Origin of the sequence: Bradyrhizobium sp. B039, from assembly GCF_038965675.1 — a bacterium.
Taxonomy (GTDB): Bacteria; Pseudomonadota; Alphaproteobacteria; order Rhizobiales; family Xanthobacteraceae; genus Bradyrhizobium; species Bradyrhizobium diazoefficiens.
In genome coordinates, this window is sequence record NZ_CP152416.1 from 7,361,149 (window position 1) to 7,377,468 (window position 16,320).

At 56.7% G+C, this 16,320-nt stretch carries 15 protein-coding genes and 1 pseudogene; 9 read left to right on the top strand and 7 right to left on the bottom strand.

The window, feature by feature from the left end:
* Positions 1 to 129 precede the first annotated feature (129 nt).
* A pseudogene (locus tag AAFG50_RS35045) lies at positions 130 to 1,260 on the bottom strand (IS3-like element ISRj2 family transposase).
* Between the two features lie 496 nt (positions 1,261 to 1,756).
* Between AAFG50_RS35045 and AAFG50_RS35050 the strand changes: the two are divergent.
* On the top strand, positions 1,757 to 2,113 hold the full coding sequence (locus AAFG50_RS35050; RefSeq protein ID WP_223153695.1) for a hypothetical protein: 357 nt from the start codon (positions 1,757 to 1,759) through the stop codon (positions 2,111 to 2,113).
* Between the two features lie 45 nt (positions 2,114 to 2,158).
* Positions 2,159 to 2,689, top strand: coding sequence for a gamma-glutamylcyclotransferase (locus AAFG50_RS35055; protein WP_018648300.1), 531 nt, complete (start codon positions 2,159 to 2,161; stop codon positions 2,687 to 2,689).
* A gap of 294 nt (positions 2,690 to 2,983) precedes the next feature.
* Here AAFG50_RS35055 and AAFG50_RS35060 read toward each other — a convergent pair whose 3' ends face one another.
* Positions 2,984 to 3,190 carry a cold-shock protein gene (locus AAFG50_RS35060; protein WP_011084914.1) on the bottom strand — a complete coding sequence of 69 codons (207 nt, stop codon included), beginning with the start codon at positions 3,188 to 3,190 and terminating at the stop codon, positions 2,984 to 2,986.
* Between the two features lie 1,256 nt (positions 3,191 to 4,446).
* On the opposite strand from AAFG50_RS35060, the gene AAFG50_RS35065 reads away from it, so the two are divergent.
* The 3 genes from AAFG50_RS35065 (at position 4,447) to AAFG50_RS35075 (ending at position 6,826) form a co-directional block, all read left to right on the top strand.
* On the top strand, positions 4,447 to 4,965 hold the full coding sequence (locus AAFG50_RS35065) for a hypothetical protein (RefSeq protein WP_011084916.1): 519 nt from the start codon (positions 4,447 to 4,449) through the stop codon (positions 4,963 to 4,965).
* Between the two features lie 495 nt (positions 4,966 to 5,460).
* Positions 5,461 to 5,808: a trypsin-like peptidase domain-containing protein gene (locus AAFG50_RS35070; protein ID WP_231166576.1), complete on the top strand. Its 348-nt coding sequence runs from the start codon at positions 5,461 to 5,463 to the stop codon at positions 5,806 to 5,808.
* Positions 5,792 to 6,826, top strand: a complete 1,035-nt coding sequence (locus tag AAFG50_RS35075) for a hypothetical protein (RefSeq protein ID WP_232585982.1) — start codon at positions 5,792 to 5,794, stop codon at positions 6,824 to 6,826. Before AAFG50_RS35070 ends, AAFG50_RS35075 begins: the two co-directional genes overlap by 17 nt.
* A gap of 909 nt (positions 6,827 to 7,735) precedes the next feature.
* On the opposite strand, the gene AAFG50_RS35080 is transcribed toward AAFG50_RS35075, so the two are convergent.
* Positions 7,736 to 8,653 carry a TauD/TfdA family dioxygenase gene (locus AAFG50_RS35080; RefSeq protein ID WP_011084919.1) on the bottom strand — a complete coding sequence of 306 codons (918 nt, stop codon included), beginning with the start codon at positions 8,651 to 8,653 and terminating at the stop codon, positions 7,736 to 7,738.
* A gap of 862 nt (positions 8,654 to 9,515) precedes the next feature.
* Between AAFG50_RS35080 and AAFG50_RS35085 the strand changes: the two genes are divergently transcribed.
* Both AAFG50_RS35085 and AAFG50_RS35090 read left to right on the top strand, forming a co-directional pair.
* Positions 9,516 to 9,800 carry a hypothetical protein gene (locus AAFG50_RS35085; RefSeq protein ID WP_018648303.1) on the top strand — a complete coding sequence of 95 codons (285 nt, stop codon included), beginning with the start codon at positions 9,516 to 9,518 and terminating at the stop codon, positions 9,798 to 9,800.
* 167 nt (positions 9,801 to 9,967) lie between these two features.
* Positions 9,968 to 11,097, top strand: a protein-coding gene (locus tag AAFG50_RS35090) for an IS3-like element ISRj2 family transposase (protein WP_085967575.1) whose coding sequence is annotated in 2 segments (ribosomal slippage) — positions 9,968 to 10,220 and positions 10,220 to 11,097 — 1,131 coding nt in all. Because the reading frame shifts where the segments join, the coding sequence is not laid out codon by codon here.
* A 264-nt stretch (positions 11,098 to 11,361) separates the two neighbouring features.
* On the opposite strand, the gene AAFG50_RS35095 is transcribed toward AAFG50_RS35090, so the two are convergent.
* Genes AAFG50_RS35095 through AAFG50_RS35105 form a run of 3 tightly spaced genes read right to left on the bottom strand, consistent with a single transcriptional unit; the run spans position 11,362 to position 13,190 of the window.
* A complete protein-coding gene (locus AAFG50_RS35095; protein WP_011084910.1) occupies positions 11,362 to 12,486 on the bottom strand; it encodes a DUF3800 domain-containing protein in 1,125 nt (374 codons plus the stop codon).
* 12 nt (positions 12,487 to 12,498) lie between these two features.
* Positions 12,499 to 12,819: a helix-turn-helix transcriptional regulator gene (locus AAFG50_RS35100; RefSeq protein WP_011084909.1), complete on the bottom strand. Its 321-nt coding sequence runs from the start codon at positions 12,817 to 12,819 to the stop codon at positions 12,499 to 12,501.
* Entirely contained in the window at positions 12,816 to 13,190 is a 375-nt protein-coding gene (locus tag AAFG50_RS35105; RefSeq protein WP_035668596.1) for a type II toxin-antitoxin system RelE/ParE family toxin, read from the bottom strand. Before AAFG50_RS35105 ends, AAFG50_RS35100 begins: the two co-directional genes overlap by 4 nt.
* 235 nt (positions 13,191 to 13,425) lie before the next feature.
* Between AAFG50_RS35105 and AAFG50_RS35110 the strand changes: the two genes are divergently transcribed.
* A complete protein-coding gene (locus AAFG50_RS35110; RefSeq protein ID WP_223153697.1) occupies positions 13,426 to 13,845 on the top strand; it encodes a hypothetical protein in 420 nt (139 codons plus the stop codon).
* Between the two features lie 447 nt (positions 13,846 to 14,292).
* Here AAFG50_RS35110 and AAFG50_RS35115 read toward each other — a convergent pair whose 3' ends face one another.
* A complete protein-coding gene (locus AAFG50_RS35115; RefSeq protein WP_018648598.1) occupies positions 14,293 to 14,559 on the bottom strand; it encodes a DUF3551 domain-containing protein in 267 nt (88 codons plus the stop codon).
* 537 nt (positions 14,560 to 15,096) lie between these two features.
* Between AAFG50_RS35115 and AAFG50_RS35120 the strand changes: the two genes are divergently transcribed.
* Positions 15,097 to 15,780, top strand: coding sequence for a helix-turn-helix domain-containing protein (locus AAFG50_RS35120; protein WP_026312933.1), 684 nt, complete (start codon positions 15,097 to 15,099; stop codon positions 15,778 to 15,780).
* Positions 15,781 to 16,320: the final 540 nt, after the last annotated feature.

Sequence of the window (16,320 nt, forward strand, 5' to 3'; positions counted from 1 at the left end):
TTTGGACAGCGCCCCGCTGGATTTAAGTGGATTCCTGCCGGGTTATGCTGAACGCGGGGCTTTACGATTTTGTCGTTGCGTCGGGAGGGCGTAGCCCGACCAGAGCGACGACAAAATCGTCGGCGACGGTCATGCGGCCATCACCATAGCTTGCGTGCCGAAGTAAGCCTCGTCGGGCGTGCGCCCGTCAAGGCTCGAGTGAGGGCGTCCCTGATTGTAGAAGGCCAGATTACTTGGCAATTGACGCTCGCGCCTCGGACACGCTGTCGTAGGCGCGGAGATAAACTTCTTCGTATTTGACCGTGCGCCAGAGCCGCTCGACAAACACGTTGTCGCGCCAGGCGCCCTTGCCGTCCATGCTGATGGCGATCTTCGCGTCCAGCAGCACATCGGTGAACTCGAGGCTGGTGAACTGGCTGCCCTGGTCCGTGTTGAAAATCGCGGGCCTGCCGTGCTTCGCCAACGCCTCCTGGACCGCTTCGACGCAGAAGGCCGCCTCCATTGTGATCGAGACGCGATGGGCCAGGACCCGTCGGCTGAACACATCGACGACCGCCGCGAGATAGACGAAGCCACGCCGCATCGGAATGTAGGTGATGTCCATTGCCCACGCATGGTCGGGCCGCTCGATCTTCAATCCGCGCAACAGGTACGGGTAGATCTTGTGACCCGGAGCCGGCTTGCTCGTGTTCGGGCGACGATAGACCGCCTCGATCCCCATGCGCTTCATCAGCGTCGCGATGTGGCGGCGACCGGCGTATACCCCCTCCCGCCGCAGCAACGATCGCAGCATACGCGCTCCCGCGAAGGGATAATCGAGATGCAGCTCATCGAGCCGACGCATCAAGGCAAGGTCCTCGGCCGAAACTGGCCGAGGTTCATAGTAGACCGTGCTGCGAGCCAGCTTCAGGACCTTCGCCTGGCGCACGATAGAAAGATCATGACCGCGGTCGATCATCGCTTTGCGCTCAGCAGGCCCGCCTTGGTGAGCGCGCCGGACAAAAAATCGTTTTCCAACGCCAGCTCGCCGATCTTGGCATGTAACGCCTTCAAATCGACCGGCGTCTCGGCCGATGTCTTGTCATGCCCAAACACGCCGGCGGCGCCTTCCAGGAGCTGGTTTTTCCAGATCGTGATCTGGTTCGGATGAACATCAAACAGTTGCGCCAGCTCCGCCAGTGTCTTGTCTCCTTTGACCGCAGCCAAAGCAACCTTCGCCTTGAATGCCGGAGAATGCGTCCGGCGGCTCTTCTTCGTCATCTTCGCTCCTGATTCGCAGCAAGAATCCTCGCCGCTGTCAGGCAGAAAACCCACTCAAGCTACTGTCCGAATTTGCGGGGCCAGCTCTAACCATCGTGTCGCCTGTTCCCATCCTAAGGGCGAAAGCGAAGAGGAAGGCATCGGGAGTTACGAGTGGGGCTTCGGTTTGAGCGAGTGGGTAAAGTCCGGCCTTTCGTCCCAAGTGCGTGCGCAGATTGAGGGGTATCTCTGTTGGCCGCTGCGGAGCTTTAGCGTAGGGTTCCCTAAAAGGGAGGCTGAATAGATGCTTACGTCGCCGACGGTTGGATTCGTTAGGACTTGGCAGGAGGAGTCTAAGCGCTGGACATACACCCTCACAACTTTACTGGGGGATTGGTTGAATCAGGCAGAGAGGCAATTCGGCACGCGTGATCGGAGCTGGACGATCCTTGGAATTGAGGTGGGAGGCCCTCGCCCTGGTGTTTGGTTTCCGCAGTACTCGCAGGAAAGCAGATGCGTGGTGATTCATCTGAGCGACACTTGTCAGTCGAATGAAGAGCAAGCGCGTTTCGAACTGTCTCAGGAAATAGTGCACCTCCTTACCCCGAACGGGGGTGGCGCCGCCCTTAACATTGAGGAGGGAATTGCCACCCTGTTTGCAAACCTGGTTGGGCCAAGGCACGTGAACGCCCCTTCTTATGTGAAGGTGTTGGGCTATGTGGAGGAACTTCTGAAGATTGACCCTGAGGCGATCATTAAGCTGCGAGCGAATAGCGATAGGTTTCAGGATTTCACTCCGGAGTTTATCCAGAAGCGGGTTACAGGCGTGTCTGATCAGCTAGCCTCCGACCTTTGCACGCCCTATCGGGACTAGACTGGTGAGTATGCTGTTCGAGCAAACCTTGGCCCAGATGGAGGCGTGATCGTGGTCTGGGTCTTTGGCTTCGGGTCTCTCACCTTTGATGGATGGCAGTCCGAGTTCGGCTGCGCGGGGTCTCAGCGCGCAACGCTTCGTGGCTATCGTCGAACCTTCAATAAGAAGTCAGTGGTTAACTGGGGGACCAAAGAGAACCCTGGCATCACGCTGAATCTGGAGCCGTTTGATGGGGCCAGCTGTGAGGGAGCCGCTTTTGAGTTTCCGGACAATGACAAAATACCGGTCCTCTTACGTGCTCTGCGAAAAAGAGAAGCGTGTGATCCGACAGATCTGCAGGTGCTGTTGGCCGACGGGCGCTCGGTAGACGCCAAGGTATACATCTATGAGGGAGTAAACCCGCTCGGTTCGACGATAAGCACTGCCAAGAAGGCAGAGATGATCCTCAAGGCCCGAGGCACTAGTGGCAGTGCACTGGATTATGTGAGGAGGAATTTTGAAGGCCTGCACGATGTGGGTTTAGACGATCCGGCCGTTACCGAGCTATGGCAAGCAGTGCAGGCTCTCCGGGGCTAGGATTTGCCTTTGAGGGTATGGGAGAGGGTATAGCTCCGGCAGATGAGCTCGGTAGCGAGGCGATAGCAGACCATCCGTCCCGGCTGGGGCCTCGTCAAGAATGCTGCCTCAAAGTGTGACATCTATCACATTCAGGCAGGTCTAAGTCGCTGATTTAGCACAAATGCTAGCACAGAAATATTTCTACGTTGATTTAGTGACGATATCTCAATTGCTTGCGTCGATTACCATCCGTCTCGAATCGTGGTGGCTTGGTCCTTAGAGAACCATGTCTCCCCTCGTCGCGAAAGAAGGCTATCCTATACGCAGATTGTCTGCGGACACTTTGCCGGAGCTGCCGGTCTTGCGCTCGAAGCTGATCCGGGCCCCCTCAGCAAGGGAGGTGTATCCGGCCTTCTCGACTGACCTGATGTGCACGAATACGTCGGCTTCGCCATCATCGGGCTTGATAAATCCATAACCCTTTGTCGCGCTGAACCACTTCACAATACCGGTTGCCACTACAATGTCTCCATCTCAAACAACAGCGATCTAAGTATGGTTTGCGAAGGGCATCAAGCCGGTGCGCGGGGTATGCAATGTTGCTCCGGCACGATATGGAGCAACATCGTCGCCGGGCGTGAGCTTAGGGAGGGGCTAGCTGGAACGCCCATCGCGCGCCCTCAGCGGCTTCCGGCGGAGGTGCCGGCGACTGGCACTGTGGTCTTGTCGGCCCGGCGCAAGCGCGGGAAGCCTACTTGCAAGGGGTTTCTCAACCATGCCTTCGAGCGTTCGCTCCTGAGAGTCAGGTACGCTCTTCTGTTCCAGAAGAGCAAGAAAGGCCCGCCCTTTGTCCGTTATGATCCATTGTCCGGGTTCCCGCGTAACCAGCCCTTGTCCGAAAATATTGAGATCCGGCGTCTGCGCCGCCAATCGCTTCGTACGATCCGTCCACTCCGGACCGCTGGTGTAGAACACCGCCAGGTAATCCTTGAGGACGGCAAGGCTCGCCCGGCCCTCCGGTTGGCCGGCGAGAATCCTAAGTATCGAGACCTGAAAACTCACTTTCTCCAACCAAACGCGGTAGCACCAAAGCCGCAAATCTTAGCGGCACCTGCCGGACCCCGCGCTCCACTTTAAAACAAGAACCTCAAAACAAATGCTGATGCGGATCCGGCAGATTGGGACGCAAATGTAGACCGTCCTTGTCGAGCTGGGGAGGCCCTTTGATTCTATTCCTCGCTCGTTCCTGCAAGGCTGTCGGGCTGTCAAGCGTCGAACCGGCCTGATCATGGACAGCCCAAAGCTTGGCAAAACGGAGTTTGCGCCTCTCAAAGAGACAGGTTTCGAGGACGAGTGTTCGATCTAGTGTCGCCGCGTCCATACGAACGCGAATGGATGCCCCAAAGGTGTTCGCCAAAATCGTAATTCGGATGTCGAGCCTGGTACAATCTGAGGTGACGTTGCCTGCTCTTATCCCCCGTTTAGCAAAGGATTGCGGCGCATATGGGCGAGTTCATGCTGGATCTCGACGCCGCTTCAGCTTCACGGCCCTGCATCCGCTAGCCTGTCGGCCTAAGCAGCCGGACCCGAGCCATGATCGGTCGGTAAGCTGCTCGGTCGAAAGTCCGATCTAAAAACGCGAAAGGCGATTGCCGACAGCGATAGCGGGACTTCCGGCGAGCTTGCGCTCAGTATCGTACCTCGCCCGCAGCTCTTGACTGATGCCCATTATTGCGTGAACGAGAGGCGTCAAAATTTGGGAATGGCAGCTGAGAATGATGGATGTGGTTGCTGAGGCGAACGCCTCGGAGTTACCGCGCATTTTGCACAAATCCTCCCGGCGCTCGTCTTGGATTCTCGTCCTCTTGGTCTTCTTTGGTTTGTGTGCCGCGGCAGCCTGTGTTTGGACTAACATGGAGACAATTTTGGCGAGGTCGCAAGTGCTTGGGCCCGCGCCGATGCATGGCTTGTCACCTGAGGTTAGGGAAGCTCTGCTGGAGGTTCGATCCGAGCAACAACGGGCGAGCGATGTAATCGCAGAACTCAATCGCAATATCGGTGCGCAGCAAGCCGATTTGAAGCGGATGACGGACCAAATCGAAGCGTTGACCGCGAAGATCGAATCCTTGCAGAGTTCACTCGCTGCTGCGTCTGCGCCGCCAGTCTCTTCTCCGCCTGCAGCCCAATCAGCTTCGAAGCTGGCGAAAAGAGCGGTCCAGCCCTCTAAGCCAGAAGGGCCAATTTCCGTTGGCGGCGCGCCGCTGATCCCTGAGCCAGGATCTGGCCAGCATTGACGGAAGCGCTTGGGGGATCTCCGCCTCAACCAATTCCGCCTGAAGCTTGTCGGCTGTGCGTCTGATCCCGGTCTGCCCGCGTCCACGCACTGCCAGCAACCCATACTGGGGGTCCAAAGGTTGGTTTTGGTGCCAGTATACAGGAGGGTGGAGTATCTCGACCGCAAGCCGTCAGGCATGACTCTCAATTTCAGCTTCAATCATTGGAGCAAAGGCTCCGAGATCGGCGCGAGTTCTGCATTCGCGTTGTCGCTGTCCACGAATTCGGACATGCCCTCGGTTTTACGCATGAACAGAACCGCGACGATGCGCCGGAGGCGTGCCGTAACGAAAAAGCTTCCGGCTCGGTCGGCGATTATAAGGTCACCCAATACGATCTCGATTCAATAATGAACTATTGTAATCCAGCATGGAACGGAAAGGACAACTCAGCCCACTCGATATCGCCGCCGTCAGGAAATTCTATCCCTCCCGACACTCGGTCTCTTACTATCCATGGGCGCGCCCGCGCTGGCCGATCGCGCGGCGGTGCAGATTGCTGCGCGCTACAATGTCAGGACGGTTCACGTCCAGTACGTTGGCGTGATGTACAACGACAAGCAGGAAGTCGGCGGCGGCTCCGGGCTGCTCATCGGCGACAGCCTCGTGCTGACCAACAGCCATGTGATCGGACGCGAGGAGAACTACAAGAGCTTCGACGTCAATGCCCGCCTCGGGTCGCGCAATGCGAATCCCATCAAGGTCACTGCGGTTCATCGCGACGATGCCAGGGACCTGGCTCTTTGGAGCTGTCGCAGTCCGCCGGCAATAGCCGTGGCGCCTCTCGTTGCCCGATGCCTGTGATCAACGACAACCAGCAGGCCCCGATCTATTTGCTAGGTTATCCTCTCGATCTGGATCTGAGCATTTCGAGCGGTCTGATCAGCAGCCAGACGAGCCCGAACGGCCGACGGCAGACCGACACAATCATGAATGTCGGCAACAGCGGCGGACCTGCATTCAACGAGTTCGGCGTGGCGGCATCGTCAAGTGGAACGAGGCGCAGGTTTCCGGTGTCAACTTCATCATTCCAGCGACCGTGATCACCGCAAGCCCGCTCTACAGCATGATCGCAGCCCTACCACAACCCTCTGTCTGCTGGACGAAATGGGTTGACACGACGATCTTCTTTGAGAACTGGAGCAAGCTGAACTCCACGCATGTGCAGACCCAAGCCAACGCTGGGGTGAAGATCCCCGAAATTCTTGCCGGAGCGATCCACACGATACTGCCCGAAGACCGCCGCCTTATCGTGAACGTGCCGGTATCACAGCTTGACGAACCGAAGCAGATCGAGCGCTCCTATACGGTGGATAAAACCAAGGACGACCACCCCGTCGTCTTTGCAGAGCATACTGCAGACTATGCCGAGACGTTCCCTGCAGAGCCCGGCTATCGCATTGCAGGGTGCACGTGGCACGTCGAGACCGGAAACGGCGCCAGCAATATCGCTTGTGCGGTCAACGATACCGGCGCGCAGGCTCGCTTCACCTACAAGCTCACGAGCGGACCTGCCGTCGACAGATACCGCGGATGGCTCGGCGCCACTGTCAACGTTTCCCAGATCCTTGCGACGCAGGTGCCGATCGATGGTCATGCTTTCCTTACCGGCCTGCGCTTCCAACGGGCTGCATCGGCTCGGCCCCGCTTTCCGGCAGGTTCAGGCGATACTCGTTGTCCTCTTCTGCGCGCTTGCGGCCGGTTGCGCCCACCAGGGTCCTGCTTCGCAGCCGGCGAAGCCGCATATCCACAAAGCACCACAGAAACATGTGAGCGCGTTCAGGGGATATGGCTATCGCTACGACCCCGGCTATTACCATGATTTTCGGCGCTATCATGGTTATCGGACGTGGCGGCCCACCGCCGGCGAGGCGAGCGAGGAGGCACCTCCCGACAAGAGCACTACCGGGTCCGACGTTGTGGTCAACAAGTCAGTCTTATTGATCGAGGAACCGCAATTCACGCTTAACACTGCACGCCATTTGCGGACCGCCATAAGACGCGAGGCGGCCACTGTGGTGCTTGTAGAGGTGGATGACCTCATCTTCGATAAATTGAGCCGCCTCTCTCAGATACGGTCGTAACGGGCAATAACCAGCTAGACGTTCCTCCGACCGAGCCGAGGGAAGCAGGCGCGTCTGCGCCAGAACTCTTCCGAGACGATGGGTGGTCACTGGGCGCTGAGACCTTGGGCTGCGGCTTTGAGGATGCGCGGGAAAGTGCGCCAGCCGCGTTCATGAGGAGGAACCGATCGGTGTAAGAGTAAACTGTTGCGGATGGCGAGACGGTAGATCCCTCACGCATGCTGGTGCAGGCAGATCCATATTGCATCCCAACTTCCTTAGCGTTGTAAGGCACGATAAAGCGCGGTGCTAACCAGCTATAATGTCGCGGCCATTACCCCAAGAAAGGACAGATCGTATGGGATTGCTCAAAAACGTACGAGCGGAGCATTCCTGGAAAGGCCCCCGGCCATGTGGCCGATCGAGACTCAGCATCTGCCGACGAGAACACTCCCCGGCCGCTCTAATGATTATTGTACCGCTACGAGCAGCTGCTGAACCTCTTGCGGCCTGTGAAGAACAGTTGTTGCTTTTCAAGTTGAGAGGCGCCGCATCGGGTTCATATTTTGACTGCGACGGGAACCTAGCTGCCGAATATTGCAGAGAGCGATTGAGCGCACAACCGCAGAGTTTCCATTGTGCGTGTCGTAGCCAATGTTGTCGCTTATCTAGACAGCTTGGTGGTCGCCCGTTATGCGCGTTACGCTACTCCGACCATCGATGCTGACTGGCACCTCACCGGCGACGGTTGCGCGATGAACGAGGCGATGTTGGTCGCCGTAGTCATTCACTGCATAATGTTGTGTAGCGCGATTGTCCCAGATCGCTACATCACCATCCCTCCAACTCCAACGCACAGTGTTTTCGAGCGCAGTGATATGAGACTGAAACAAATCGAACAGCTTCTGGCCATCGTATTTCGGCAGGCCAACGAAGTTTTGCACCAGAGCGCCGAGCACGAGCGTGCGTTCGCCAGTCTCCGGGTGCACGCGCACAACGGGATGCTCAGTCCGATAGATTGTTTTAGTGAAGACTTCGTCCAAGTGCTTCTTGTCGAGCTCGCTGACGCGGGCAAGTATTGCGTAGTCAAAGGCATTACTGTGAACGGCCCATAGCCTGTCTGCAAGCCCTTGGAGCGGCGGCGCTAGGTCGAGGTAGGCCGAGGCGGTGTTTGACCAGACCGTATCGCCACCGAAAGGTGGCATCACAATGCCTCGCAGCACGGCGATCTTAGGGTAGGCATCGACGAAGGTTCCATCAGTGTGCCAGAGATCCGCCCGGCTACCTGCACGGGTGGAATCAAGCTCGATGATCGACGCTGTTCCCTTGATCGCACCGAGCGTTGGATGAGGTGTCAACTCTCCGAAACGAATGGCAAAGCTCTCCTGCTCCGCATCATCGAGGTGGAGCTGGCCGCGAAAGAAGATGACCTTGTGCTCCAAAAGCAGCCCATTGATCGAGGCAATCGTCTGCTCCGGTAAATCGCCTGACAGTTTGACATTTCGGATTTCTGCGCCGATGCGCACTGCGCGTTTAATGACATCGGCGCGAGGAATGACATTGTCCGACAAGATCATTGCAGTCATGGTCCCATCTTGCGTAGCCCCTAGGCCACACTATCCGCTCGACCAGGCAGACCAGCGCGAGCGGCGACCGCTAGCTGGATCCGTCATCATCTATGGGTAGCGAGTGGCTCCCGTTTGAACTCACGCGACTTCGAAAAGGTTACCGCAGCATCCGCTTCATCGAATATTGAACAAATCCCTAGTTCGATCAATTGCTAGCAGTGGTAGTTGACCGCGGCGAAAGCGTTGTATTTCGCTGAGCGTTTGCTCTTGCGTCCGCTGCCCGATGAATAGGAATCTGTTCGAATGCACGGTCACTGACACCGAAGCGATAAGAGGTCCCCTAAGAGCTGCCCGTTCCTCGCCGCAAAACGTCGATAGAACGGCAGCGTCCGGAGAACGCCGGCCGAGGTTCGGGCCATTGACGGGGGCGGTCTTCGCAGCCGCGGCGTTCGATGCCTTCGCCGGTATGAGGGAACATCTGCGCGCCACAGCACGCCTCCTTCGCTTCGACCGGGTTGTTTGTACGCTTGAAGACGAGGACTGTGTAGCAGACGCCATCCCGGATGTCGGCAAGAGACCACGGCTTCTCGCCCGCTTTGTAATAGACACCAGTCGTGAGATTCCACGCGACGGTGCGTCATCCTGCATCTTGCGGGAAAGCTCGCCCTTGCTGTTGAGGTATTCGCGCGGGGCAATGGCGGTCTGCGCACGAGCTGGGTGATCGCCTCGCAGCCAAGTAGCCTGGCCCTGAGCTGGTTGTGGAAATGGTTTTCGAGCAAGTGCTTCTCCGCGGCCACATTGGCGTCGTCGAAGAAGACGCCTTGGCGCTGTACCGCTATTTGGAGAAGAAGCCTATATCGCCCTGCGGTGCCAGGATCTGATGTTCGGTAATCCATCCGAGTATCTGGCGAAGACGGCGGAAGTGCTTTCGATCCAGCTCAAGCCCGATCTTGTCGCGACCGACGTTGAAATGAAGGCTTCGCGTGATTTTCTGACCCACAACGGCGGCCTGATCAATCAGCTCTACCTCGACGAGGCCGGCCGCAAGCTCGGGGCAAAATCAATGAAGAACTCGATATCTACGAAGAGTTTTCGCGGACGTAGTCAGGAACGCCAAAATGTTATCCGGCGCTATCCAAGAGAGACCGAGCAGAAATATCGATGAAGACCCAACTCACAGAGTGTCGCCGGATCGGTAGTGTTCTTTCCGTACGCGGACAATGTGACCTAGCTTACTCGCGATATAGAGCTGGCCCCGCAAATTCGGACAGTAGTTGAGTGGATTTTCTGCCTGACAGCGGCGAGGATTCTTGCTGCGAATCAGGAGCGAAGATGACGAAGAAGAGCCGCCGGACGCATTCTCCGGCATTCAAGGCGAAGGTTGCTTTGGCTGCGGTCAAAGGAGACAAGACACTGGCGGAGCTGGCGCAACTGTTTGATGTTCATCCGAACCAGATCACGATCTGGAAAAACCAGCTCCTGGAAGGCGCCGCCGGCGTGTTTGGGCATGACAAGACATCGGCCGAGACGCCGGTCGATTTGAAGGCGTTACATGCCAAGATCGGCGAGCTGGCGTTGGAAAACGATTTTTTGTCCGGCGCGCTCACCAAGGCGGGCCTGCTGAGCGCAAAGCGATGATCGACCGCGGTCATGATCTTTCTATCGTGCGCCAGGCGAAGGTCCTGAAGCTGGCTCGCAGCACGGTCTACTATGAACCTCGGCCAGTTTCGGCCGAGGACCTTGCCTTGATGCGTCGGCTCGATGAGCTGCATCTCGATTATCCCTTCGCGGGAGCGCGTATGCTGCGATCGTTGCTGCGGCGGGAGGGGGTATACGCCGGTCGCCGCCACATCGCGACGCTGATGAAGCGCATGGGGATCGAGGCGGTCTATCGTCGCCCGAACACGAGCAAGCCGGCTCCGGGTCACAAGATCTACCCGTACCTGTTGCGCGGATTGAAGATCGAGCGGCCCGACCATGCGTGGGCAATGGACATCACCTACATTCCGATGCGGCGTGGCTTCGTCTATCTCGCGGCGGTCGTCGATGTGTTCAGCCGACGGGTCCTGGCCCATCGCGTCTCGATCACAATGGAGGCGGCCTTCTGCGTCCAAGCGGTCCAGGAGGCGTTGGCGAAGCACGGCAGGCCCGAGATTTTCAACACGGATCAGGGCAGCCAGTTCACCAGCCTCGAGTTCACCGATGTGCTGCTGGACGCGAAGATCGCCATCAGCATGGACGGCAAGGGCGCCTGGCGCGACAACGTGTTTGTCGAGCGGCTCTGGCGCACGGTCAAATACGAAGAAGTTTATCTCCGCGCCTACGACAGCGTGTCCGAGGCGCGAGCGTCAATTGCCAAGTATCTGGCCTTCTACAATCAGGGACGCCCTCACTCGAGCCTTGACGGGCGCACGCCCGACGAGGCTTACTTCGGCACGCAAGCTATGGTGATGGCCGCATGACCGTCGCCGACGATTTTGTCATCGCTCTGGTCGGGCTACGCCCTCCCGACGCAACGACAAAATCGTAAAGCCCCGCGTTCAGCATAACCCGGCAGGAATCCACTTAAATCCAGCGGGGCGCTGTCCAAACAACCGGGGCCAGCTCTGACGCTATAGATCTTGCAATTGCTTCAAAGGCAAGATCACCATCTAAATACTCCCGACGTTCAGCTGAGAAGTTCGAAGTATCCCACCCTCGCGAATGCCGATTATTGATCGCCTCGTTCATGCAACGTGAGCCCCATCTGGAAAGCGAAGAAACAGATCAAGCTTATCTATGTCGTGCACACTGGCGACATGATGAAGGAACGTGACATTGGCTGCATGCGAAGCTGAGATGAGGTCCGACAAGAGTTTTGCGTTCTCCAGGCTCGTCCCGGCCAGAGCCTCTCGATCCGCAGCGACGTCCTCATGACCCGTGTTCGTAAAGTAGGTGTGCATCTTTCCTAAGACGCCCACAATAACGTCTGAGATCTGAAGCCCTAGCTCGGCTTTGGAATCCGCAAATCGGAAGTTCGCAACCGGTTTCCCCTGGCTGGTCAGAGGTGTTTCCAGCAGGCGGTCGTGGATGACCTTCTCCATGTCGAAGATGTGGGTCGAATTCTTGAAGATCGCGATACGTCCCTGGTAAAAGGTACTGAACTCATCGATGAGCAGGTTCGGGTAATAACCTTCAATGAACTCCAGACTCTCCAGCGCCCGTCCGGCCTGCAGTACACCTTTCAACATCATTGCATTGAAATGCCGGAGGACATCACTGTTACGTTCGAGAATCTCAATGAGCCTGTCGAGGAAGGGTCTCCGCCCCTCGGGTGATAACCCCGGATAGCCGAAATCGTGAAATAGCTGGATGGTTGCGGCCAGTTCGCAGCGCAGCACTGCGACGAGGTCGCTTTTCAGCAAGACGTGGTATTGCAAGAGCATCGGATTGCCAAGTTCAGGCACGATCGAATCGATGATATCTGCAACTGACCAGTAGAATGGATCCAGCTCGTGATAGTGGATCATCAACCCGTTATCGATAAGCCATCGAAGGAACGTGGTCAGCTTTCGGGAGCGAAGAACGTCAAGAAAGTTACCCTTGGCGACATGCTCCAGTTTGATTTCCGGAGCCGTCTTCTGGATACGCATCGCTTCTCGAAGCGATTGAATCTCAATCGGTCGCGGTGCTCCTTCATGCACAATGCCGCCGAGGACGAATACCTTCAGCTCAGCAACGTTCAAACGTCCATCGTCAATATACAACTTGCGGATATTGTTGGTCTCATCGTGATAAAACGTATAGACGCCGTCGGCCTTGGTCAAACCATGTAGCTGGATTTCAGCATCCCGAAGTTCGTCAATATCCATCCATTCCCACTCTTAGGCCGCAGCTCGCGAGGATGCGCGACGAACGGGCTTATGACGGATAACGACGTCCACACGATAATTAAGCCGATCTAGGCATCGAACAATCCTGTCGATCGAGAACTTCCCTACGCGGCCGGTCACTAGGGCAGATACATCAGGCTGTTTAAGGCCTAGCAGTTCGGCAGCCTTTGTCTGAGTCAACTTGCGACGTTTGATGATCGCACGAAGCTCACGAATAAGTTTGGCTTTGAGGAGTTCTTCCTCAGGATTGGCAAAGCCAAGGTCAGCGAAAATATTATCGCTGCCTGCGGTTGCTTTAATTGCCTTACTCATTTCTTGCCTCCTTTTCCGTAGTTCTCTTGGTAATGAGCCTCGGCTGCCTTCAACCGGGCCTGAATTACCAAGATGTCGTGCTCCGGAGTCTCAATCCCCTTCTTCGACTTCTTTTGGAAGGCATGAAGGACATAGATAACGCCAGCGAAGCGTACGGTGTAGACGGCACGGAACGTATCGCCATCTTCATCGTCGATGACCTCCAGTACACTCCGGCCACCAAAGCCCTTTAAGGCCTTGGCACGAGGATGCTCGTCGCCGTTTTGTGCATCATTGATCGCAAACCCCATGACGCGGCGAACCTCGTCCGGGAAAGCTCGTAGATCGTCCTTTGACGATCCGATCCAAACTACGGGCTTCTGTGTGGTCATTCGCCCTTCTCTTATAGCACTACTGCTATAATTTTGCAAGGGTTTCCTGACGGGCTTATAAATGGCGAATTTCCGCCACTGCCCGTCGACGACCTCTCCGATCCTGTCCATCAACGTCGCTAGGCGTACTTTTGATGGCCTCGATCTTGGGTTGAAGCTATGGTGATCGCCACTGGGGAGGGGGCAATATCCTCATAAATCGAACCGGAACGAATGGTCTAGCTGTGGCGACTGATTGATCGGGGCGCTTTGGGCGCGTCAAAGTGATCAGCGAGGACCGGTCCTCTTTGCTGAAGCCAGCCAGCCAGCAAGCAATATTTTGAGGCTGGAGCTCCTGAGATCAGATGCCACCCAAGCTGCCTGCATTGGCAACACGCTCCCGGAAGGCGCCGCGCGTCAGTCAGGATCTACTCAGGCGCTTTACATGGTAGATCAGATCAATCGACGTATGTCTTGCGATCTTCGGTCCTACCACGCGAATGCGCTTGGCATTACTGGTCCGCAAATGATGATCTTGATGGCTCTGACGGAGCTGGAAGAAGATGGTGTTCCCGTCAATGCTGTCGCGAAGCTGATGAGAGTCGAGTCGGGTTTCATCACCAAGCAATCGAGGGAGCTTGAGGTAAGCAGTTCGTGCGCCGGAAATCCGACATGAATGATGCCAGGTACGTCCTTTTGTCGCTCACGGGCATCGCTCGCAAGATCCTTACGAGCAGCAGAAAGAGGTTGAGCAGTTCGTCTTTGATTATGTCAGCATTCAGGAGTTCGCCAAACTGGCCGCCTGTTTGAATGGACTCAGGTCTCGGTTGGAGAAGGCTCGGCTGCACGCCGCGCTGAACTCTGAGACAGATTGAGACAGTACTGGGAAGAGCGCGGGCCTTCTGCTATCTTCCGAGAGATCTGAGCCAGAAGATCCGTTTCGAATAGTGTCGCCCCGCCCCAGGAGCGGATATCGCCGTCCAGATGCAAGGATGGCACCGGGCGCAGTCGAACGAACGGACCAATCAGCCGATTCAGCGGCTGGGGTCGAGCGAACCGCGACACGAGTCTGAACGGTCCGTCCGTCATCCAACGCTGCTTGGCTGACCTGACGACGTTCGCCTCAGCGCAATTGCCTTCCCTGTCGCTCGAAGGCGTACATCGGATTGATACCGCAATAAGCGTAGGTGCCGGATGCGGTAGCCATGCACTGACTGTAGGTCGAGAACTGGCAGTTGCCCGGATATCCCCAGGCTCGGCCCTGCAGGCAATAAACGTCTTGGCGAGCCGGTGGGGTGTACGAATGAACCCGTGAAGCAGCGGTCAAATCTGATCCAAAGCTGACGAGGATAGGAAGTGCTAGGATTCCGGTAGCGAGAAGGTAAGGCATGAGATCTCTTGCCTCCTTAATTCGCTGAAGGATAGAGCATCCGTATTAGAGGTTTGATCTTAGTCAATTGCCGGTGTCGGGTCCAGTTGGACCATCGTCAGCGAGACAATCACCCGTGGCAGAGCCTCGACGGGGGCTCTTGAGCAGACGTTGGATATCAGGGTGGGCTTAAGAGGGCCGGAGCCGATTATCCGCACCCGTCCTTGGTCTTGGACACACTCGCTCGCGATCCGAAGCCGCCTTTCAAAGATACTCCGCAGTGAAACGCATCTTTTAAGCGCGACTTGTCGCCTTCGCGCAGCAGAACACTCGTATGGCACTCAATCCATGATCGCTTCGTTCGCTCCGACGCGCGTTGCGGGCCCCCCCTCGACCGGATGACAACACATTGCGTCACCTCAACTGCTGCGCGCGCACTGCGTCACAATGACACGACTTCTCCTCTTCATGGCCGCTTGTTACAATGACATCCATAGATTGCGCCGGATCAATTCGCGAGGCTCCCCTTCGTATATTCTGGTTCAGGAGTGTCGGACCATGTTCGTGAGCATCACCACAGACCATAGATCCCTAATCAATTCGCTCAGTGAGCTCGGCATATCGAGCGGCTCGAATCCGATCGTCAGCTTGAGTGAATTCACTTACAAGAAAGGTAAAACCATCTACATCGAGAGTGAGCCAGCCGAGTACGTCTACCAGGTCAGGAAAGGCGCGGTACGGACCTGCAAATTACTCTCCGATGGGCGGCGCCAGATTGGCGCATTTCATTTGCCGGGTGATATTTTTGGACTCGAGAACGGCGGAGTCCACCGATTTAGGGCGGAAGCGATCATCCAAACCGCTGTTCGCCTGATCAGGCGGCAACACCTTGAGACGGTCGCCGAGAATGACGCGGTTGTCTGGCGCACCTTGCTCAGCTTGACGACGAATAACTTGCAACACGCCGAAGACCATATGCTGCTGCTCGGACGTAAAACTGCTCTGGAGCGCGTTGCCGCGTTCTTGCACGAGATGGATGAACGACTCACGGCTGCTGACGTGATCTCGCTCCCAATGTCTCGGCGCGACATCGCCGATTACCTTGGTTTGACCGTCGAAACCGTTTCGCGTGCAGTGTCGCAATTGCACACTGATGGTGTCCTCGATTTCATCGGCAATACCCAACGCGAGATCGTGATTCTGGACCGGCAGCGGCTCGCGAGCCTTGACCTGCAAAGCTAACATGCGGACGGCGTGAAAAGCTTCGGTCGCGGTTAGGATCGCCCGCAGCAACTACCGCACTTTCAGGAAAATTGATCTCACCTCCGAGGCGCAACCAATCAGCTATCGAGTGCTATTTCCCGAACGCTGCGATGTACCTTCGGGCGGTGCCGGTAAACACCGCCGGATCATACAGGCCCTTGAGCCAACGCCGGTGACGACGGCAAACCATTGCAATAGACTCGACCGCCGTTTCGATCTCGAATGGAATGCATTCGGGTTTCACGCGCGCCGCAACGTCTCAAAGGCGAAATCACCCAGAAGGTCGGCACGCCTGTTCATTTGTACAGCATAAACGCCGGTACGTTTTCGTGTCCGAAGCTCATTCGAAACAACACGACGAACGTCTAAGCATGCGCTTTTGGCCGGACGGGCCGTGCCCAATTAATCCTCCATCAAGGCCACTTCCGGGAAAATACGGGGGCTTGCCTTCGATTTACAATTTGCAACTTGCCCGATCGCTCCGGCTTCGCTTGAATGTCCTCATGCGGGGCTGGACTG